Origin of the sequence: Burkholderia sp. Cy-637, assembly GCF_011753175.1 — a bacterium.
GTDB lineage: Bacteria > Pseudomonadota > Gammaproteobacteria > Burkholderiales > Burkholderiaceae > Burkholderia > Burkholderia gladioli.
In genome coordinates this window covers 1-19,051 of sequence record NZ_VWWC01000052.1, presented here as the reverse complement: position 1 = coordinate 19,051, position 19,051 = coordinate 1, and the positions used below count along the sequence as shown (strand labels likewise).

The following is a 19,051-nucleotide window of genomic DNA, read 5'->3' as shown; positions in this document are numbered from 1 at the left end:
GGTACGCGCGCGGCGGCGAGCCGCCGCGTTCGTGCCCGTACGAGGACTGTGATGCAAGAGACTTCCACCAAACCGTATCTGCTGCGCGCGCTGTACGAATGGTGCACGGACAACGGTTATACGCCGCACATCGCGGTGCGCGTCGACAATTCGACGCGCGTGCCGCGGCAGTATGTGCGCGACGGCGAGATCGTGTTGAACATCAGCTTCGAGGCGACCAGCGCGCTGCAGATGGGCAACGAATGGATCGAGTTCACGGCGCGTTTCTCGGGCAAGGCGCACAAGCTCGAGGTGCCGGTCGCCAACGTGCTGGCGATCTACGCGCGCGAGAACGGGCAGGGCATGGCCTTCCAGGTCGACGCCACCGCCGATGAGCCGGGCGAGTCGGCCATCGAGGACGATGTCGCCGAAGCTGCGCCGGCATCGGCCGACGAAGCGGCGCGGGAGGCGGCCGAGCCGTCGGAAGGCGCGGATGTGCCGGCCTCGTCGCCCGACGACGATGGCGGTGCCTCGGGAAAGAGCAACCGACCCCGCCTCAAGATCGTGAAATGAGGTAGAATCTACGGCTACGCCGGCTTAGCTCATCTGGTAGAGCAGTTGATTTGTAATCATCAGGTGGCGGGTTCGAGTCCTGCAGCCGGCACCAAATAAATCAAAGGGTTACGTGATGTTCGCGTAACCCTTTGTCGTTTCTGGAACGCTCCTCGTCTGATCCGCTTCAATCCCTTCGCTACAGCTCACGCATCGCGGCGGTGCGACCGACGCACGATCCGGCCGAATAGTGCAAACGCGATCAACGCCAGCACAAAGCTGATTGCGAGCAGGGCGCCAAGAAGAAAGTCATCGTTTTGCTTCCCACCTTCCGAGCCGAGCGCGCGTAAGATCGGTGCGACCACATCCCAGCCGGCGCCATCATTGAACCAGTGTGACAACCAGGGTATCGCCGTGACGCCTGCATAAATGGGCAGCGTCAGCAGCAGCGCGAGCACGATTCGGGCAACGATTTTCATCGGACCGTGACCCGGCCATACGCCTTCAGCTTCGTCCCAGGCACGTCGAATGTCGGTTGCGCCTTGAGAAAGGCGCGCAACCTGGTGAATTGCGCCAGGCTTGGCAGGGTGATGCAGCCGTCGCTTTCGCGGAAGCGGCCAACCGGATGCAGCCGGAAACGTGCCTGCCGGATGCCGTTGATGACAGTGACGTCGTCGATTTTCCCGTCGTTGCGATGCTTGTTCAGGACGAACGCGCATTCGACGGGCATGGGTGGTCGGTATCCTTTGCTCTCAGCGATAGTGGCTGGGCGTTGCGGCTGCCAGCGCTTTCAGGTCCGCGCTATCTTCCATCGGAAATCGCATACACGGCAAGCTGGCTCTGTTTGGTGCGACACCATGGCTTGCGTGGCCGGATCGAAAAATGAAGATTGCCGCGAGAACAGGCAAGCGAATGTGGGCCAAGCTTATCGATAATTTCGCGAATGGATCCGATGAAGAAATAACAAATCCATCCATCGACGAATTCTTGAAATTCAGAAATCGTGATCGAAAAATTGATGTGAAAATTCTCCAAAGCCTATGTAATACATGGATTCCGAAGGCGGGTAACTTGCCGTGGAGGTTTCGATAATGATGAATTGAATGGGCGCGGATCCAGGCCGATTGATTAAAAATGAATTCGCAAGACGAGACCGGGCGCGACATCGACACCCAGGCCATAAACCCCCAATCATCCACCCACGCCCCTTCAAATCCTTTGCCTTCCTACGCGGTTTCATTACCATATGACCTCGCCATCGCATCCGCCGCGAAACGAGGTGTCGAAGGCACATCCGAATAACAATCCGAGGACACTCACCATGAACCAAGCCACCACGCAGCAACCCTCGTTCGCCTTCATCGCCGCCTCGTGGGCCGCGCTGCTGGCCGGCGTCGTCGCCTACCTGCTCGGCCTCTGGAACGCCGGCATGCAGCTCAACGAGAAGGGCTACTACTTCACCGTGCTGGTGCTGGGCCTGTTCGCGGCGGTCTCGCTGCAGAAGAGCGTGCGCGACCGCGTGGAGGGGCTGCGCGTGACCGGCATCTACTACGGCCTGTGCTGGATCGCGACGCTGATGGCGGTGGCCCTGCTCGGGATCGGTTTGTTCAATGCCACGCTCGCGCCCAGCGAGAAGGGCTTCTACGGCATGGCTTTCCTGCTCGCCCTGTTCGGCGCGATCGCGGTGCAGAAGAACACGCGCGATATCCAGGCCGCGCGGCCGGAGTTTCGTGACGGCGAAGCGGTGCCCCCGCTGCAGGAATAAACGTCCTTTGCATGGATACGATGCGGCGCGCGATGGGCCGCATCGATCACCTGTCCGAAAAATCGCCGAGCCGGCATTCCCGTTGCCGGGCTTCGCGAAGCCTGCCGAAAGCCGGCGATTTTCTCGCTCGCCCCGTCGATCCGCCCGCCATTGCGCGAGCGCGAAATTCCCCGATTAAACGTTTCCAGCACCGCATCGATTCACTTTCGTAAGCCGAATCGAATCGCGCGCACCAGCCGATCCTCATGTCGATACGATTGGCGCATGGCCTCATGCCATCCTATTTCACATTTCGCTTGGTCCGAAACTGTTAAATTCCGGACTTCGCCTGTCGATCCGTCCGAGTACGACGTGCAGTCCGACGCCGTGCCGAGTTTCCGCACCTGCCATGTCCGCCGTCACCGTTGCTCTGGCTACTACCGCACTGTTCGGGCTCCTGACGCTCGTGCTGCTCGGCTCTCTGGCTCGTACCCAGGCGGCGGGCGTGCGCGAATGGTTTGCCGCGAACCTGCTGCTGTCGGTGTCGCTGGCGCTGATCCTCGCGCGCGGCCTGGTGCCGGACCTGCTGTCGATCGTGATCGCCAATGGCCTGCTGCTGCTCTCGGGCGTGACGCTCTACGCCGGCTACGCGCGCTTCCTGAAGATTCCCCCGCATTGGCCCTGGCTCGCGCTGCTCACCGCGCTGACGCTGCCGGCACTGACCTACTGGCGTTACGCGGTCGACAGCCTGCCGATGCGCGTGGCGATCACGGCGTTGTTCAGCGCCGCCGTGTGCATCGCGATCGCCGCCGTGGTGCTGCTGCGACGACGAACCGGTCAGTCGCGCTATCCCTACCTGGCCGCCGCCTCGCTCGCGATCGTCTTCGCGCTGAGCCAGCTCGCGCGCGGCGCCGGTTTCGTGCTGCTGCCCGAGGCCATGCAGGCGAGCCAGTTCGCGGCCACCGCCAACGTGCTGCTGCTGGGCGTGGGCGCGGCGATCATGCCGGTGATGTCGATGTGCGCGATCCTGCTGGTGCACGATTCGCTGCAGCGCGAGGCGCGCCAGGTGATCGACCATGATTTCCTGACCGGCGCGCTGTCGCGGCAGCGCTTCGAGTTCGTCGCGCGGGCGCGCGTCGAGGATGCCGAGCTCAACGGCAAGCCGCTCTCGCTGCTGCTGGTCGACCTCGACCACTTCAAGTCCATCAACGATACCTACGGCCATGCCGGCGGCGACAACGTGCTGCGCGAATTCACCGACCTGATGCGCAGCCGGCTGCGCGGCGGCGACGCGCTCGGGCGTCTCGGCGGCGAGGAGTTCGCGATCCTGCTGCCGCATACCACGCTGGCCGATGCCTTCCGCATCGCCGAGCGCCTGCGCGACGAGGTGAGCCGCCACGAGGTGGTGACCGCCACCGGCCTCTGCTCGTACAGCACCAGCGGCGGCCTGGCCAGCCGCCAGCCCGGCGAGACGCTCGAACAACTGGCGGCGCGCGCCGACCAGGCGCTCTACGACGCCAAGGTGGCAGGACGCAACCGCGTCTGCCTGCACTCGGGGCGCGTGCAGGCGAGCATGCTGGTCGAGCAGGACTGAGGCGTCGCGCGCGGGAAGGAATCCGAAAGGAAGGAGCGGTGCTGCAAGACGGCGGGGCGGCCCGTGCCGGGCGCGCCCCGCGCGAGGATGGGAGGCTCAGGGCAGCGAGATCGTCAGGTTGGCCGATTCCGGCCCGACCTTGATGATCTGCGAATACGGCGCCAGCGCCTTGAGCGTGTGATCGCGCAGATAGGCGTTGAGCCCCACGAAGGCCAGCAGGCCGACCAGCGCGAACACGGCGCCGATCGCCCACAGCGGCACCTCGCGCTTGAGGCGGTGCGCGATCTGGTCGGGCAGCGCCCAATGCGGCGCGAAGGGCGCGCGCTTGCCCTTCATCTGGGCGATCTCGTCGCCGATCCGCGCGGTCAGGTAGGCGAGCTTCTCCGGTCCCTCGAGCAGGTACTTGCCCTGGAAGCCCAGCAGCAGGCACATGTGGAACACCTCCAGCGACTGCAGGCGCGCCACGCCGTGCGCGCGGCATTCCTCCAGGTACTGGAAGAACTTCTCGCCGGCCAGTTGCTCGCCGAACAGCACCAGCTGCAGCGGGCGGCGCTCCCATTCGGCACGCACCTTGAACTGCGAGGACAGCACCGCCTCGTCGATCGCCGCGCAGAACGCGAACTTGGCGGCGTAGACGTCGTCGGCGCCGGCATTGAGCTTCTTCGCGCCGCGCTCGAAATCGGCCAGGAATTCCTGGATTCGCGTGCGGAACTCGTTCGCCTCGCCGGGCTCGCGACCGTTCTTCAGCAGGAACATCATGAAGAAGCCGTCATAGAGCAGGTCGAGCAGCGAGCGCGCCTGGAAGCTGGCGTCGGTCGACGAGGCCGAATGCGGGGCGGGGGGCGGCGTGGTGCCGCCGAACAGGGAGGGCGCGTAGCTCATGATGTGACGGCGATCAGTTCGAATTTGAGGTCGTTGATGCCCGAGGGCGCGTAGATCATCGCCGATTGCGACTGCAGCATCCGCTCATACAGCGGGCTGCGTGCATCGAGCGCGAAGTAGCAGGCGCCCGGGCGCACCGGAATCGCGGGCGGCACCTGCGGCGTGTAGGACAGGCGCACGCCCGGCATGGCCGACAGCACCAGCTTGTCGACATCGTCGGGCGCGCCGACCTTGAAGCGCGCCGGCACCGCGTCGACCAGCTCGACGGAGGGCATGTCGGCCGACACGGCCAGGTAGAACTCGGTCTTGTCGTCGATCTTGCCGGAGTCGAGGCGGCCGATATGGAACGAGGGCCGCACCTCCTCCAGCGTGATCGCGAAGTAGCGCGTCGAGATCACGGTCTCGAGCAGCTCGCGCAGCATGGTGTCCAGGCGCGCGAACGGCGGGCCCGGATCGTCGTGCCGGTAGGCCGGCAGGTCGGCCAGCGCGTAGGACTTCGAGAAGGTCATCAACTGGCCGGCCAGGCGCAGCAGCTCCTGGAACAGCCGCTCCGGATGCAACGCCGAATGCTGGTACAGGTGGGCGAGCGAGGCGAACGCGGCATTGGCCGTGTGCAGCAGCCAGAACGAGGCGATGTCGCCCGAGCGGAATTCGATGATGTTCTTGGTCGGCTCGCGGTGGAAGCCGTACAGCGCGTTGACCTTGGCCTGCAGCGCGTCGATCAGCTGGCGCAGCCGCTGCATCAGGACCCCCGAGGCCTCGATCGCCAGGCACGGCGGCACGAAGCTGTCGTCGAACTCGAAACCCGAGGTGGCGGTGCGGCGCACGCGCACCAGCGGGATCGCCAGCAACTGGTCGCGCGGCTCGCTATGGGCGATCAGCTTGACGTTGGTCTTCAGGAAGGTGATGTCGGCGTCGGCCGCGTCGGTGAACTGATCGGCGATCGGCGCGTTGTCGCTGGTGAAGCGGCTCAGGAAACCGCCCTCGGCGTCCTCGACGTAGTTCGAGCCGGCCTCGCGCAGCGGGTGCAGGGCCAGGTAGAAGGTGAAATCGTTGATGCCCTCGGGCAGCGTGTCCAGCGCCACCGGCGGCGGCAGGTCGTCGGCCTGCGGCGCCGAGTAGAGCGCGCCGTCCGGGAAGATCAGCGACAGCTCCGACAGGCGCAGCACGTTGCTGCTGATCGCGTCGCGGTCGAGCTTCACCGAGCGCACGCCCCAGTTGTAAGGCTGGATCGCCTGCAGCGACTCGAACAGGCGCGCCTCGTGATACGCGTCCTGGCGTTGAAAGTGCTGCGGCCTCAGAAACAGGCCTTCACCCCACAGCACCTTGGCCGAATAACTCATGTCAAACCTTGAATGTGATTAGGATGCGGTTCGATTAATCGCGCCCTGATTCATCTAACTGTCAAACTTCTTTAATCGAGCTTGAATCGTCGTCGAGTCATTAATTACCGCAGCTGACTGATGAGAGCATATTCAGCTGCTGGGCCGGCATACCCTGCTGCGGCGCAATCACGCTGCCATCCGTCACGGTCATCGCACAGTTGTGCAGGCCGATGATTATGCCGGATTTCTCCGATTTCGCCGGGTCGAAAGCCAGCTTCCAGCGCTGCAGCGCGGGGCTGCGGAACAGCGCGACGATGCCGAACGCCTGCGCCTCGCGCGAGACCTTCTCGGTGGCGTTGTAGCGCTGCCCCGGGATCAGGGTGACCTCGCGCACGCCGAGCAGGTCGGCGCCGAGCGCGGCCTTCTCCTTGGCCGGATCGGTGAAGGCGTCGAACGGCGCCTGCTGGAACGAGGTCGGGTCCTTCAGCGTGTAGAGCCGCACCACCAGCGCCAGCGGCTTATTGTCATTGGCCGCGTTGAGGTTCGGCGCCGCGTAGAGGGTAATGCCTAAATTGCGCGGCGGCTTCTGCGCGTCGGGCACCTCGGGCTTGCCGAGGCCGACCATCTGCAGGGCCGTGCTGCCGGCCGAACCGAGCAGCGGCACGGCCGCCGCGCAGCCTGCCAGTAAGGCGCAGGCCACGAGCGGCAGCGCGAAGCGGGGAAAGGACGGAGTCATCGTGAATCGAGGGCGACCAGAGTCGGATCCTGTCAGAAATGCCTGGCGTAGCGCGTGGTTTTTCGGTGTGGATGGCGCGAGTGTCCCAGTTGTTGAAGCACCCGCGACTCCCTTTCATTTGTTCGGAAAAATTTTCTTCAATTTTGTCGCATTTACGAGTTTTTAAGTAAATGTTGCCAATCCCATTACTATCCGATTGCCCGGACGGATTGCGTCAAGCCGTGTCCGGCGGGCTTCGCCGACGATTTAAATCGCTTCTCGCCGCATGGTCATTGAATTATGAAAAATTGATCGGTACTATACCCGCGCACTTGTACCAAAGCAAAACTACTGAATCTCAACGATTTAAAACTCCGCGCCCGGTGATAAAACGATGAAAGACCGACTGTTCGCAAGATTTTCCGCAGTAGTGGTGGCATGTGGCGTGGTGGCCGGCTGTGCGACGCAGCCGCCGGCACCGCCGACGCCCGAGGCATTCAACAAGTCGCTCGACGACGCCGACGCGGTGGCCAAGGCGGGTGACCAGGACAAGGCGATCGGCCTTTACCAGCAACTGGCCAAGTCCGATCCGACGCGCGAGGAGCCCTGGGCCCGCATCGCGCAGATCCAGTTCCAGCAAGGCCATTACGGCCAGGCGATCGTGGCGGCGCAGGAAGCGCTGCAGCGCGACAACAGCGACCGCCAGTCCAAGAGCGTGCTGGCGGTGGCCGGCCTGCGCATCGCCACCGAATCGCTGGGCGAGCTGCGCCAGGATTCCTCGCTGGCCGGCGACGCCAAGTCCGACGCGCAGGCGCTGGCCAAGCAACTGCGCGACACGCTCGGCGAGGACGCGCTGTTCCCGCCCGAGCAGCAGGCCCAGAAACCGGCCGTCAAGCGCCACAAGATCTACCGCAAGCGCGCCGCGGCAGCACCGGCCCAGGCGCCTGCCGCCGATTCGTCGGCACCCGCGCCGGCCGCACCCGCGGCACCGGCCCCGGCCAAGCCCGCCGCGGCGGCGCCGGCCAAGGGCGGGGGCGACCCGTTCAGCGCGCTGCGTTAAGCGCGCCTCAACCACCACACGTTATCGGGAGCCGTCATGGCGAAAAAAGAAAGTATCCAGAAGCGCCTGCAAAAGGTACGGCCGCCCCGTGTGCAGCTGACCTACGAAGTCGAGCGCGGCGACGCGATCGAGGTGAAGGAACTGCCGTTCGTGGTCGGCGTGGTCGGCGACCTGGCCGGTCAGTCCGAGGTCGAGATGCCGAAGCTGCGCGACCGCAAGTTCGTCAACATCGATCGCGACAACTTCGACGACGTGATGAAGGCGATCGAGCCTCGCGCGGCCTACCAGGTCGAGAACAAACTCAGCGAGGAAGGCGGCAAGTTCGCCGTCGACCTCAAGTTCCGCTCGCTCGACGATTTCGATCCGGACCAGGTGGTCAACCAGATCGAACCGCTGCGCCGCCTGATCGAGGCGCGCTCGAAGCTGGCCGACCTGCGCAACAAGCTGGCCGGCAACGACAAGCTCGAGGACCTGCTGAGCGAAGTGCTCAGCAACACGCAGCAGTTGCAGGCGCTCGCGAAGCAGTCGGGCGGCGGCGACAAAGAGGGCGAATAAGCTACGGGGTGTGAGATGAATCAGCAAACGGCTGCGGCCCAACAGGCCGGTGCGCTCGAGGGCGCCGAAACCTCGCTGCTCGACGAGATCGTCGAGAAGAGCAAGGTCGCGAAATCGCAATCGGAGCACGCGCGCGCCAAGGACCTGATCGGCGAACTCGTGCATCAGGTGCTCGACGGCACGGTGATCGTGTCGGACAACCTCTCGGCGACCATCGACGCGCGCGTCGCCGAACTCGACCGGCTCATTTCCGCGCAGATGAGCGCGGTGATGCATGCGCCGGAATTCCAGAAGCTCGAGGGCACCTGGCGTGGCCTCGACTACCTGGTCTCGGAGAGCAATACCGGCTCGACCATCAAGATCAAGGCCCTGCACGCGCCCAAGCGCGAGCTGGTGCGCGACTTCAAGGCCGCCACCGAGTTCGACCAGAGCGCGCTGTTCAAGAAGGTCTACGAGGAAGAGTTCGGCACCTTCGGCGGCGCCCCGTTCGGCGCGCTGGTCGGCGATTACGAAATCTCGCGCCAGCCCGAGGACATGTACTTCATCGAGCAGATGTCGCACGTGGCCGCGGCCGCGCACGCGCCCTTCATCGCCTCGGCCGCGCCCGAGCTGATCGGCCTGGAGTCGTTCGCCGACCTCGGCAAGCCGCGCGACCTCGGCAAGGTGTTCGATACCGTCGAGTACGCGAAGTGGAAGTCGTTCCGCGACGCCGAGGATTCGCGCTACGTGGGCCTCACGCTGCCGCGCTTCCTGGGCCGCCTGCCGTTCCATCCGAAGGACGGCCAGACCGCCGAGAGCTTCAACTTCGTCGAGGACGTGGACGGCACCGATCACTCCAAGTACCTGTGGTGCAACGCCGCTTGGGCGTTCGCGGCGCGCCTGACGGCCGCCTTCGACGACTTCGGCTGGTGCGCGGCGATCCGCGGCGTGGAGGGCGGGGGCCTGGTGGAAGACCTGCCGACCCACACCTTCAAGACCGACGACGGCGAGATCGCGCTGAAGTGCCCGACCGAGATCGCGATCACCGATCGTCGCGAGAAGGAGCTGAGCGACCTCGGCTTCATCCCGCTGGTGCACTGCAAGAACTCCGACTATGCGGCCTTCTTCGCCGCGCAATCGGTCCAGAAACCCAAAAAATACAATACCGATAGCGCGAATGCGAACGCCGTGCTGTCCGCTCAACTCCAGTACATCTTCTCGGTGTCGCGCATCGCGCACTACCTGAAGGCGATGATGCGGGACAAGATCGGCAGCTTCGCCTCCGCGCAGAACGTGGAATCTTTCCTGAATCGCTGGATCTCCCAGTACGTGCTGCTGGACGACAACGCGACGCAGGAACAGAAAGCGCAGTTTCCGCTGCGCGAAGCATCCGTGCAGGTGTCCGAGATTCCGGGCAAGCCGGGTTCGTATCGTTCGGTCGCGTTCCTGCGTCCGCACTTCCAACTCGACGAGCTGTCGATCTCGCTGCGCCTGGTCGCGGATCTGCCCAAATCGGCAAATTCATAAGCGATTGAGTAGAAGTCGCTCGGGCGGGCCGCTCGGGTAGGAGTTGAAAACCACCTCTTTGGGGAGTCGAAGCGTCATGTTAGATATCTATCTGAATTTTGGGAATCCGGCGATCAAGGGTGAATCGCAGGATAAGGATCACGCCAACTGGATCGAGCTCAAGTCCTGGGACTGGTCGGTCACGCAACCGCGTTCGGCGACCTCGTCGACCTCGGGCGGCCACACGGCCGAGCGTTGCGAACACAGCGACATGGTGTTCACCAAGGAACTCGACATGGCCAGCCCGCTGCTGTACCAGCACGCGTCGGGCGGCACCACCTTCGATGAAGTCTCGATCGACTTCATGCGTTCGGACGGCGACGGCAAGCGCGTCAAGTACCTCGAGATCAAGCTGAAGTACGTGATCATCTCGAGCGTCACGCCGAGCGTGCAGACCGAAGGCCTGCCGGTCGAGCAGTTCTCGCTGAAGTACGCTGCCGTGCAGTGGAAGCAGACCAAGCAGAACATCGGCGGCAACCAGGGCGGCAACACGCAGGGCGCCTGGAGCCTGACCAAGAACGACAAGACCTACGCGGTCTAAGCTCGTGACGAAGACGGGGCACGCGGTGCCCCGTCTTTCGTTTTGCCCCGGTCGTCAAGCATCAGCCGTTGTGTAGCCCCGCCGTTCCATGAAACGTTTCGAGCCGAGTTTCCTCGACAAGCTGTTCGACGACGAACCGCATCAGCCGGCCTCGCCCGCGATGCGGCAATTGTCGCTGGACGAGCTGAAAAGCACGGTCGCCCGCGATGTCGAGTCGATCCTGAACACGCGGATCGCCCTGACCGACGAAGACCTCCATGCGCTGCCGGAGTGCCAGCAATCGGTGCTGACCTACGGCCTCAACGATTTCGCGGGCCTGAGCCTCGCGAGCCACTACGACCGCGCCTTCATCTGCAAGTCGATCCAGCAGGCGATCGACCGGCACGAGCCGCGCCTGCGGCAGGTGGCGGTATCGTTCGAACTGAACGAGCAATCCACCAATTCGCTGAATTTCGCGATTCGCGCGATGCTGGTCGTGCATCCGGCGCAGGAGCCCGTCAGTTTCGACGCGATGCTGCAGCCGTCCACATTGCAGTACTCGGTGACGCGCGGACGCGCCGCCAAGGTTTGACATCAATCCGGATCGCCGCGCGGGCTGCCTGACGCGGTGACGATCAGCCCCGCGAGGGGCGCCCTCGGGGAATATCGATGGAAGAGTTGCTGCCGTACTACGAGCGCGAATTATCGTTTTTACGGCGGTACTCGCACGAATTCGCCCGACGCTACCCGAAGATCGCCGCGCGCCTGGCGATGACCGGCGAGCATTGCGACGACCCGCACGTCGAGCGCATGATCGAGTCCTTCGCCCTGCTGGGCGCGCGCATCAACAAGAAGCTCGACGACGACTACCCGGAATTCACTGAGGCGCTGGTCGACGTGCTGTATCCGCACTACCTGCGCTCCTTCCCGTCCTGCTCGATCGCGCAGTTCACGCCGAGCGCCAACGTCTCGCAGCAGACCGCGCCGCATCGGGTGGCGCGCGGCACCGAGCTGAAGAGCCGCGCGATCCGCGGCGTGCAATGCCAGTTCCGCACCGCCTACGACGTGACGATCGCGCCGATCCGCATCTCCGAGGCGCGCTATTCCTCGATCGCCGCCGCGCCGGCCGCCACCGTGCTGCCCGGCAATGCCACCGGCGTGATCTCGATCACCTTCGAATCGATGGCGCCGCAGTTCGACCTGGCCGGGCTCAAGCTGCCGACGCTGCGTGCCCACCTGCACGGCGAGCAGTCCTTCGTCGCCGCGCTGGCCGACTGCCTGTTCATCAACACGCTCGCCACCTATGTCGAGCCCGAGCGCAACGGCCGCTGGACCGCGCTGCGCAGCTCGCCCGTCACCCAGGCCGGCTTCGAGGAGCATGACGCGCTGATCGACTACCCGTCGCGCTCGCACCCGGCCTACCGCCTGCTGACCGAATACTTCGCGTTCCCTGACAAGTTCGACTTCGTCGATTTCGACCTGGCCGCGATGACGCGCCGCGCCGGTCCCTGCCACCGCCTGACCCTGCACATCGTGCTGGCCGACGTGCGCAGCGACTCGCACGTGGCGCGGCTGCTCGACATGCTGAGCGCGACCCACCTGCGCCTGTTCTGCACGCCGGTGGTCAACCTGTTCAAGCAGAACGGCGAGCCGATCCGCATCGACCACCAGAGCGTCTCCTACCCGGTGATCGCCGAGGCGCGCCGCGCCTTCGCCTACGAGGTCTATTCGATCGATTCGGTGCACCTGGTGCGCCAGACCGCGCACGAGGAATCGGTGGTCGAGTTCCGGCCCTTCTATTCGCTGCACCATGGCGAGGCCGGGCATGTCGGCCATTACTGGTTCGCGCGCCGCAACGACTGGGTGGCCCAGCACAGCCCCGGCTACGAGACCGAGATCTCGATCGTCGACATCGACTTCGAGCCTTCCGCGCCGCAGACCGACACGCTGAGCCTGCGCCTGACCTGCACCAACCGCGACCTGCCGGCGGGGCTGGCCACGGGCCTGGCCGGCGGCGACCTGTTCGCCGACGGCGGCGCCGATTTCGGCGACATCACGATGCTGCGCCGACCCAGCCCCAGCGTGCGTTTCGCGCGCGGGCGCGCCGCCCACTGGCGGCTGATCTCGCACCTGGCGCTGAACCACGTGTCCCTGGCCAACGACGGCCTGGCGCCGCTCAAGGAACTGCTCACGCTCTACGACCTGCGCCGCTCGGCGGTCTCGACGCGGCACATCGACGGGCTGGTGGCGATCGAGCAGCGCGGCGCCGTGCAATGGCTGCCCGGCAAGCCCTTCGCGACCTTCGTGCGCGGCATCGAGATCCGCCTGACGATCGACGAGGAGCACTTCGTCGGCACCAGCCTGGCGTCCTTCGTGCGGATGCTCGATGCCTTCTTCGGCCTCTACGTCCACCTCAACAGCTTTGTCCAATTGATCGTCGTGTCCAAGCGCACCGGCGAGGAGATCATGCGATGCAAACCGCGCAGCGGCGAATCGATCCTGGCGTAGTCGAGCAGTTTCTCGACGAGCCGTATCGCTTCGAGTTCTTCCAGGCGGTGCGGCTGCTCGAAACCTGGTTCGCCCGGCGCGACCCGGAGAAGCCCGACGCGCTGCGCCCCGGCGAGATCGTCGAGCGCCGCGTGCTGTTCCGCAACTCGCTGTCGCTCGGCTTCCCGCCCAGCGAGATCGAGCGCGCGCAGTCCTTCGACGCGGCCGGCGAGCGGGTCGACGAGGAGACGCATCGCGCCGCCGTGGCGGACGAGCAGGTCGACCGCGTCGAGATCGTGCCGGCCTTCTTCGGGCTGCTGGGCGGGCAGGGCGCGCTGCCGCATCACTACACCGAGCAGATCATCGCGCGCGAGCAGTTGAAGCGCGATCACGCCGCGCGCGCCTTCTTCGACGTGTTCTCGAACCGCGCCACCGCGCTGTTCTACTCGGCCTGGAAGAAGTACCGCCTGCCCCTGCATTACGAGCTCGACCGCGACGAGCGCTACCTGCCGCTGCTGCTGTCGCTGGCCGGCGTGTCGAATCCCGACGCGCGGCGCGCCATGCAGGACGGCAAGGGCGCGGTGATCGACGAGGCCATCGCCGGTTACGCGCTGGCCGCGCGCCATCGGCCGGTATCGGCCGCCTACCTGCAGCGCACCTTGTCGGACTATTTCCAGGTGTCGATCCGCGTCGACCAGTTCGTCGGCAAGTGGTACGACGTGCCGCCCGACCAGCTGAGCGTGCTGGGCGAGGTCAACGCCACGCTGGGCGCGACCGCGCTGGTCGGCGAGCGCGTCTGGCAGCGCGACATGCGCGCCCGGCTGGTGGTGGGGCCGCTGTCCAAGCGCGACTACGAGGCCTTCCTGCCCGGCGGCGATCGCGCCATCGCGCTGGAGCGCATGCTGACGCTGCTGGCCGGCATCACGCTCGAATACGAGATCTCGCTGGTGCTCAAGCGCGTCGAGGTCGGCCCGACCATCCTCGGCAGCGGCGGCCGGCTCGGCTGGGACGCCTTCCTCTGCACCCACGAGGCCGAGCGCGACCGCGCCGACGCGCGCTACGAACTGCATGTGATCCATTGAGCGGCGGCCCGCGCCGGGCCCAAGCCAAGCAACAACACCGAACCAACACCGAGCGAACCCGAGAGCGACCGACCTCATGAGCACGCCACTCAAGACCCTGATTGCGAAACTGAACCCGACCTGCCGCAAGGCGGCCGAACGCGCGGCGAGCCTGTGTTTCGCGCGCGGCCACTACGAGGTCGATCTCGAGCACCTGTTCGTCGCGCTGCTCGACGAGACGAGCGGCGACATGCCGGTGGTGCTGCGTGCCAGCGGCGTCGATCCGCATGCGCTGCGCGCCGACCTCGAACGCGAGCTGGAGAGCCTCAAGCGCGGCAACACGCGCACGCCGGTGTTCTCGGTGCACCTGAGCGAGCTGTTCGAGCAGGCCTGGCTGATCGCCTCGCTGGACGCGCAGATCGGGCGGATCCGCTCGGGCCACCTGCTGCTCGCGCTGCTGAGCGCGCCCGACCTGGCGCAATTCGCGCAGCGCATGTCGCCGCAGTTCGCGCGCGTGCGCGTAACCGACCTCAAGCACAAGTTCGACGAGATCACGGCCGGCTCGAACGAGGCCGAGCCGCGCGAGGCCGATGCCGGCGCCGGCGATGAGACCGACGTGGCGGCCGAGGCGGCGGCCGGCGCCGCGGGCGGCCCGTCGAAGACGCCCGCGCTCGACACCTACACCACCAACCTCACGCAGCGCGCCAGGGAAGGCAAGATCGACCCGGTGATCGGTCGCGACGCCGAGATCCGCCAGGCGATCGACATCCTGATGCGGCGCCGCCAGAACAACCCGATCATGACCGGCGAGGCCGGGGTCGGGAAGACCGCCGTGGTGGAAGGGCTGGCGCTGCGCATCGCCGCAGGCGACGTGCCGCCGCCCCTGGCCGGCGTGGCGCTGCACGTGCTCGACATGGGCTTGCTGCAGGCCGGCGCGAGCGTGAAGGGCGAGTTCGAGAACCGCCTGAAGAGCGTGATCGACGAGGTCAAGAAGAGCGCGCACCCGATCATCCTGTTCATCGACGAGGCTCACACCATCATCGGCGCGGGCGGCCAGGCTGGGCAGAACGATGCGGCCAACCTGCTCAAGCCGGCGCTGGCGCGCGGCGAGCTGCGCACCATCGCGGCCACCACCTGGAGCGAGTACAAGAAGTACTTCGAGAAGGATGCTGCCTTGGCGCGGCGCTTCCAGGTGGTCAAGATCGAGGAACCCAGCGAGCCGCTGGCGGCCGCCATGCTGCGCGGCATGGCCGGGCTGATGGAGCGCCACTTCAACGTGCGCATCCTCGACGACGCGATCACCGAGGCGGTGCGGCTCTCGCATCGCTACATCAGCGGCCGGCAACTGCCCGACAAGGCGATCAGCGTGCTCGACACCGCCTGCGCGAAGGTCGCGCTGGCGCAGAGCGCGACGCCGGCCGTGATCGACGACACCAGCAAGCGCCTGGAGCGCACCGACGCCGAGATCGCCTCGCTGGAGCGCGAGGTGGCCGGCGGCGCCTCGCACGAGGAACGGCTGGCGGTGCTGCGGGTGGCGCGCGAGGCCGATGTGGCCGCGCTGGAGACCGCCCGGCGGCGTTATGCCGAGGAGCAGGCGGTGGTGGCCGAGATCGTCGCGCTGCGCGCGAGGATCGACGCGGCGCGCGAGGGCTCGGCCGACGGCGAGCGCATCGATGAGGACGCAGTGCGCGCCGAGCTGGCCGAGCGCATCGCCGCGCTGGCGGCCCTGCAGGGCGTCGAGCCGATGGTGCCGCTGCAGGTCGACGGCCACGTGGTGGCCGAGATCGTCGCGGCCTGGACCGGCATCCCGCTCGGGCGCATGGTCAAGGACGAGATCGAGACCGTGATGAACCTCAATGCCCTGCTCGGCACGCGCGTGATCGGCCAGGACCACGCGCTCGACGCGGTGGCGCAGCGCGTGCGCACCGCCACCGCCGGGCTGGAGGATCCGAACAAGCCGCGCGGCGTGTTCATGTTCGTCGGGCCCTCGGGCGTGGGCAAGACCGAGACGGCGCTGGCGCTGGCCGACGTGCTCTATGGCGGCGAGCGCAAGATGGTCACCATCAACATGAGCGAGTACCAGGAGGCGCACAGCGTGTCGGGCCTGAAGGGCTCGCCGCCGGGTTACGTCGGCTACGGCGAGGGCGGCGTGCTGACCGAGGCGGTGCGCCGCAATCCCTATTCGGTGGTGCTGCTCGACGAGGTCGAGAAGGCCCACCCGGACGTGCTGGAGATGTTCTTCCAGGTGTTCGACAAGGGCGCGATGGACGACGCCGAGGGCCGCGAGATCGACTTCCGCAACACCCTGATCATCCTGACCTCGAACGTCGGCTCCAGCCAGGTGATGCAGGCCTGCCTGAACAAGCCGGAAGAGGAACTGCCGGACCCCGACGCGCTCGCCGAGACGCTGCGCCCGGCGCTCTACAAGGCCTTCAAGCCGGCCTTCCTGGGCCGCATGAAGGTGGTGCCCTATTACCCGATCTCGGACGAGGTGCTGGTCGAGATCATCGAGCTGAAGCTGGATCGCATCCGCCGCCGCATCGAGGCCAACCACAAGGCCGCCTTCGAGTGGGACGAGTCGCTGGTGGAGGCGGTGCTGGCGCGCTGCACCGAGGTCGATTCGGGCGCCCGCAACGTCGACCACATCCTCAACGGCACGCTGCTGCCCGAGATCGCCGGCCATGTGCTGGAGCGGCTCGCCGACGGCACCGCGCTCAAGCGCATCGCGGTGCGTGCCAGCGAGGCCGGCGAATTCGAGTACACGGTGGAGTAAGCTGTCGTTCGTCGCGCGTGGCGGGGCCCGTCGAATCGAGCCAGCCGCGCGAGCCCGAGTTTCCCGAAGCATCCCGGCGGTGCCCCGCGCGCGAGGCACCGCCGCTTTCCGAGTCGTTTCGAGTAGTCACCACGATCATGCCGATTCACGTCACCGCGCTTCTCGCGCCCCTCAGCGAGGCCTCGCCCTGCGGCGAGGACCTGCTGTTCTCGTCCGAATTCGACGCGATCCAGCACGCGCGCAAATTCGACGATCCCTCGCTCGACCAGGGCGAATGGATCACCGAAATCAAGGAAGCCGACTGGGGCTTCGTGGTCGAGCAGTCGGTCGAGCTGCTCGGCACGCGCACCAAGGACCTGCGCCTGGCGGTCTGGCTCACCGAGGCGCTGGCGATCCAGGACGGCGTGGGCGGGCTGACCCAGGGCTACGAGCTGCTGGCGGGCCTGGTGCATACCTGGTGGGACCAGGTGCATCCGCTGCCCGAGGGCGACGACGCCGAATACCGGCTCGGCAATGTCGGCTGGCTGTCCGGGCGCACCGCCGAGCTGCTGCGCGCCATTCCCCTGACCGACGGCTCGGGCAGCGCCTATACCGCGCTCGACTGGGAGGTGGCCCAGCACGTCGCGCAGGCGGTACGGCGCGACCCCGACAACGCCCACGAGATCTCGCGCAACAAGCCGGCGGTCGAGCAGGTCGAGGCCTCCAAGCGGATGACCTCGGTGGCCTTCTACGCCACGCTGCTGGCCAAGCTGTCCGCGTTCCGCGCCGCGCTCGACACGCTCGACGACGAGCTCGAGCGCCGCGCCGGCAATGCCGCGCCGAGCTTCCGCCAGGCGCGCGACGCCTACGAGTCGGTGCGCATGCTGGCCGAGCGCTTCGCCAAGGAGCAGGGTTACGTGGCCGAGGCGCAGCCGGTGGCGCCGCCGCCCGCGCAGCCCGGCCAGGGCGCCTCGCTCGAACGCGCCGAACCGAGCTTCAAGACCCCGCTTTCCCCGGAGCCGATCGCACCGATGCCCCACGCCCAGCCCGTTCAGCCCGTCCCGGTCCCGGTCGCCGCGCCGACCGTGATCGCCGGCATCCAGAATCGCGCGCAGGCCGTCGAGCAGTTGCGCGCCGTCGCCAAGTACTTCCGCGCCACCGAGCCGCACAGCCCGGTCGCCTATCTGGCCGACAAGGCCGCCGAATGGGCCGACATGCCGCTGCACCAGTGGCTGGCCTCGGTGGTCAAGGACGACGGCTCGCTGTCGCATATCCGCGAGCTGCTGGGCCTGAAGCCCGACGAGAACAACTGAGCGGGCGCCGCCTCGCGCGGCCGGCTCCATGAAAAAACGGCACCGGCGGGAGATCCCGTCGGTGCCGTTGTCGTTTCCGGCCTTGCTGCGCCCTTACTGGCTGACGCGGAACTCGATGCGGCGGTTGCGCGCCCGCCCGTCGGCGGTGTCGTTCGAGGCGATCGGCTGGTCGGGGCCCACGCCGGTGGTGGTCAGCTGCTGCGAGGCGATGCCCTTGGCCACCAGGTAGCCCTTCACCGCGTCGGCGCGCGCCTGGCTCAGCGAGATGTTGGTGGCGCGGTTGCCCGAGTTGTCGGTGTGGCCGATCACGGTGACCTGCCGGTTCGCCAGCTTGCTCATCGCGTCGGCCATCTGGTCGAGGATCGCGCGGCCCTGCGGGGTCAGCGTGGCGCTGCCGGTCTCGAACTCGATGGTGCGGTTGGCCAGCGTCTGGTCGAGGATGCCCTGTTCGGAGGCGCTCACGCGCAGCGCGTTGCGGATCGTGTAAGTCGGGTTCAGCTGGTTGGCCATGTCGCTGGCCACCTGCTGGCGCAGCGCCTCGTTGCGGACCTCGCCCTTCACGTCGATCGAGGTGCCGTCGATCTTCAACTGCCCCTTGCTGATCTGCTTCAACTGCGGGCCGATCAGCTTCTGCACGTTGGCGCTCCAGTTCGGCGGGGTGGTGACGTCGCCCACCTCGATCTGGTCGACCACGTTGCCGGCGCCGTAGGTGTCGCGCAGCTTCTGCAGCACGGCCGCCTTGGTGGCCTCGTCGGGCACCTTGCCGCCGGCCACCACCTGGCCCGGCGTGGCATTGGCCGGCGCCGGGGCCGACACGGTCGCGCCGGTGCCGGCGCCGGTGGCCTGGCCGCCGCCCGCGCCGTTCGCGACATTGGTGCCGGTCAGCACCGTGCCGCCCTGGGCGGTGCCGCCCAGCGCGCCGGCCGCGGCCGGCTGCACGGCACCGCCGGCCGGCGGGATCAGGGTA

At 66.6% G+C, this 19,051-nt stretch carries 17 protein-coding genes, 1 tRNA gene and 1 pseudogene; 13 read left to right on the top strand and 6 right to left on the bottom strand.

What is annotated here, in order from left to right:
- Positions 1–51 precede the first annotated feature (51 nt).
- The gene (locus tag F3J10_RS16045; RefSeq protein WP_013696450.1) at positions 52–552 is read left to right on the top strand and encodes a ClpXP protease specificity-enhancing factor; all 501 of its coding nucleotides are present in this window, start codon (positions 52–54) and stop codon (positions 550–552) included.
- A gap of 18 nt (positions 553–570) precedes the next feature.
- Positions 571–646: transfer RNA gene (locus F3J10_RS16040), tRNA-Thr, on the top strand.
- A gap of 91 nt (positions 647–737) precedes the next feature.
- Here the strand turns inward: F3J10_RS16040 and F3J10_RS16035 are convergent.
- Positions 738–1,010, bottom strand: coding sequence for a hypothetical protein (locus tag F3J10_RS16035; RefSeq protein ID WP_167242463.1), 273 nt, complete (start codon positions 1,008–1,010; stop codon positions 738–740).
- Positions 1,007–1,261, bottom strand: a complete 255-nt coding sequence (locus tag F3J10_RS16030) for a tlde1 domain-containing protein (protein WP_167242462.1) — start codon at positions 1,259–1,261, stop codon at positions 1,007–1,009. The genes F3J10_RS16035 and F3J10_RS16030 overlap by 4 nt, the downstream gene beginning before the upstream one ends.
- A gap of 591 nt (positions 1,262–1,852) precedes the next feature.
- Here F3J10_RS16030 and yiaA point away from each other — a divergent pair.
- Together yiaA and F3J10_RS16020 are read left to right on the top strand one after the other, a co-directional pair.
- Positions 1,853–2,296 (top strand): inner membrane protein YiaA, encoded by a 444-nt coding sequence (yiaA, locus tag F3J10_RS16025; RefSeq protein ID WP_025101133.1) that lies wholly within the window; start codon positions 1,853–1,855, stop codon positions 2,294–2,296.
- Positions 2,297–2,684: 388 nt separating this feature from the next.
- Entirely contained in the window at positions 2,685–3,869 is a 1,185-nt protein-coding gene (locus F3J10_RS16020; RefSeq protein ID WP_025101132.1) for a GGDEF domain-containing protein, read from the top strand.
- Between the two features lie 96 nt (positions 3,870–3,965).
- Here F3J10_RS16020 and icmH read toward each other — a convergent pair whose 3' ends face one another.
- From icmH to tssJ, 3 genes are all read right to left on the bottom strand, one after another.
- Complete coding sequence (gene icmH / locus F3J10_RS16015) at positions 3,966–4,751, bottom strand: type IVB secretion system protein IcmH/DotU (RefSeq protein ID WP_013696459.1); 786 nt, start codon at positions 4,749–4,751, stop codon at positions 3,966–3,968.
- The gene (gene tssK / locus F3J10_RS16010) at positions 4,748–6,094 is read right to left on the bottom strand and encodes a type VI secretion system baseplate subunit TssK (protein WP_025101131.1); all 1,347 of its coding nucleotides are present in this window, start codon (positions 6,092–6,094) and stop codon (positions 4,748–4,750) included. The genes icmH and tssK overlap by 4 nt, the downstream gene beginning before the upstream one ends.
- Before the next feature lie 100 nt (positions 6,095–6,194).
- Positions 6,195–6,812 carry a type VI secretion system lipoprotein TssJ gene (gene tssJ / locus F3J10_RS16005; protein ID WP_025101130.1) on the bottom strand — a complete coding sequence of 206 codons (618 nt, stop codon included), beginning with the start codon at positions 6,810–6,812 and terminating at the stop codon, positions 6,195–6,197.
- Between the two features lie 373 nt (positions 6,813–7,185).
- On the opposite strand from tssJ, the gene F3J10_RS16000 reads away from it, so the two are divergent.
- From F3J10_RS16000 to tssA, 9 genes and pseudogenes are all read left to right on the top strand, one after another.
- A complete protein-coding gene (locus F3J10_RS16000) occupies positions 7,186–7,851 on the top strand; it encodes a tetratricopeptide repeat protein (RefSeq protein WP_051598377.1) in 666 nt (221 codons plus the stop codon).
- A gap of 36 nt (positions 7,852–7,887) precedes the next feature.
- Positions 7,888–8,406, top strand: coding sequence for a type VI secretion system contractile sheath small subunit (gene tssB, locus F3J10_RS15995; RefSeq protein ID WP_013696463.1), 519 nt, complete (start codon positions 7,888–7,890; stop codon positions 8,404–8,406).
- A gap of 15 nt (positions 8,407–8,421) precedes the next feature.
- Positions 8,422–9,952, top strand: a pseudogene (tssC, locus tag F3J10_RS15990) (type VI secretion system contractile sheath large subunit).
- Positions 9,953–9,988: 36 nt separating this feature from the next.
- Positions 9,989–10,492, top strand: coding sequence for a type VI secretion system tube protein Hcp (locus tag F3J10_RS15985; protein WP_025101128.1), 504 nt, complete (start codon positions 9,989–9,991; stop codon positions 10,490–10,492).
- 88 nt (positions 10,493–10,580) lie between these two features.
- On the top strand, positions 10,581–11,063 hold the full coding sequence (tssE, locus tag F3J10_RS15980) for a type VI secretion system baseplate subunit TssE (RefSeq protein ID WP_013696466.1): 483 nt from the start codon (positions 10,581–10,583) through the stop codon (positions 11,061–11,063).
- A gap of 77 nt (positions 11,064–11,140) precedes the next feature.
- Positions 11,141–12,979, top strand: a complete 1,839-nt coding sequence (tssF, locus tag F3J10_RS15975) for a type VI secretion system baseplate subunit TssF (protein WP_013696467.1) — start codon at positions 11,141–11,143, stop codon at positions 12,977–12,979.
- Positions 12,943–14,040, top strand: a complete 1,098-nt coding sequence (gene tssG / locus F3J10_RS15970; RefSeq protein ID WP_025101127.1) for a type VI secretion system baseplate subunit TssG — start codon at positions 12,943–12,945, stop codon at positions 14,038–14,040. Before tssF ends, tssG begins: the two co-directional genes overlap by 37 nt.
- A gap of 76 nt (positions 14,041–14,116) precedes the next feature.
- Entirely contained in the window at positions 14,117–16,792 is a 2,676-nt protein-coding gene (gene tssH, locus F3J10_RS15965) for a type VI secretion system ATPase TssH (RefSeq protein WP_167242461.1), read from the top strand.
- 137 nt (positions 16,793–16,929) lie between these two features.
- On the top strand, positions 16,930–18,084 hold the full coding sequence (gene tssA, locus F3J10_RS15960) for a type VI secretion system protein TssA (RefSeq protein ID WP_167242460.1): 1,155 nt from the start codon (positions 16,930–16,932) through the stop codon (positions 18,082–18,084).
- 93 nt (positions 18,085–18,177) lie between these two features.
- Here the strand turns inward: tssA and F3J10_RS15955 are convergent, their stop codons facing one another.
- Positions 18,178–19,047, bottom strand: coding sequence for an OmpA family protein (locus tag F3J10_RS15955; protein WP_240155606.1), 870 nt, complete (start codon positions 19,045–19,047; stop codon positions 18,178–18,180).
- Positions 19,048–19,051 lie beyond the last annotated feature (4 nt).

Coding starts and splice junctions, on each gene's coding strand:
- tssK (WP_025101131.1), bottom strand. CDS start 6,094: ATGAGTTATTCGGCCAAGGTGCTGTGGGGTGAAGGCCTGTTTCTGAGG.
- yiaA (WP_025101133.1), top strand. CDS start 1,853: ATGAACCAAGCCACCACGCAGCAACCCTCGTTCGCCTTCATCGCCGCC.
- F3J10_RS15985 (WP_025101128.1), top strand. CDS start 9,989: ATGTTAGATATCTATCTGAATTTTGGGAATCCGGCGATCAAGGGTGAA.
- F3J10_RS16030 (WP_167242462.1), bottom strand. CDS start 1,261: ATGCCCGTCGAATGCGCGTTCGTCCTGAACAAGCATCGCAACGACGGG.
- tssJ (WP_025101130.1), bottom strand. CDS start 6,812: ATGACTCCGTCCTTTCCCCGCTTCGCGCTGCCGCTCGTGGCCTGCGCC.
- F3J10_RS16035 (WP_167242463.1), bottom strand. CDS start 1,010: ATGAAAATCGTTGCCCGAATCGTGCTCGCGCTGCTGCTGACGCTGCCC.
- tssB (WP_013696463.1), top strand. CDS start 7,888: ATGGCGAAAAAAGAAAGTATCCAGAAGCGCCTGCAAAAGGTACGGCCG.
- tssH (WP_167242461.1), top strand. CDS start 14,117: ATGAGCACGCCACTCAAGACCCTGATTGCGAAACTGAACCCGACCTGC.
- tssG (WP_025101127.1), top strand. CDS start 12,943: ATGCAAACCGCGCAGCGGCGAATCGATCCTGGCGTAGTCGAGCAGTTT.
- tssA (WP_167242460.1), top strand. CDS start 16,930: ATGCCGATTCACGTCACCGCGCTTCTCGCGCCCCTCAGCGAGGCCTCG.
- F3J10_RS16020 (WP_025101132.1), top strand. CDS start 2,685: ATGTCCGCCGTCACCGTTGCTCTGGCTACTACCGCACTGTTCGGGCTC.
- F3J10_RS16045 (WP_013696450.1), top strand. CDS start 52: ATGCAAGAGACTTCCACCAAACCGTATCTGCTGCGCGCGCTGTACGAA.
- icmH (WP_013696459.1), bottom strand. CDS start 4,751: ATGAGCTACGCGCCCTCCCTGTTCGGCGGCACCACGCCGCCCCCCGCC.
- tssE (WP_013696466.1), top strand. CDS start 10,581: ATGAAACGTTTCGAGCCGAGTTTCCTCGACAAGCTGTTCGACGACGAA.
- tssF (WP_013696467.1), top strand. CDS start 11,141: ATGGAAGAGTTGCTGCCGTACTACGAGCGCGAATTATCGTTTTTACGG.
- F3J10_RS16000 (WP_051598377.1), top strand. CDS start 7,186: ATGAAAGACCGACTGTTCGCAAGATTTTCCGCAGTAGTGGTGGCATGT.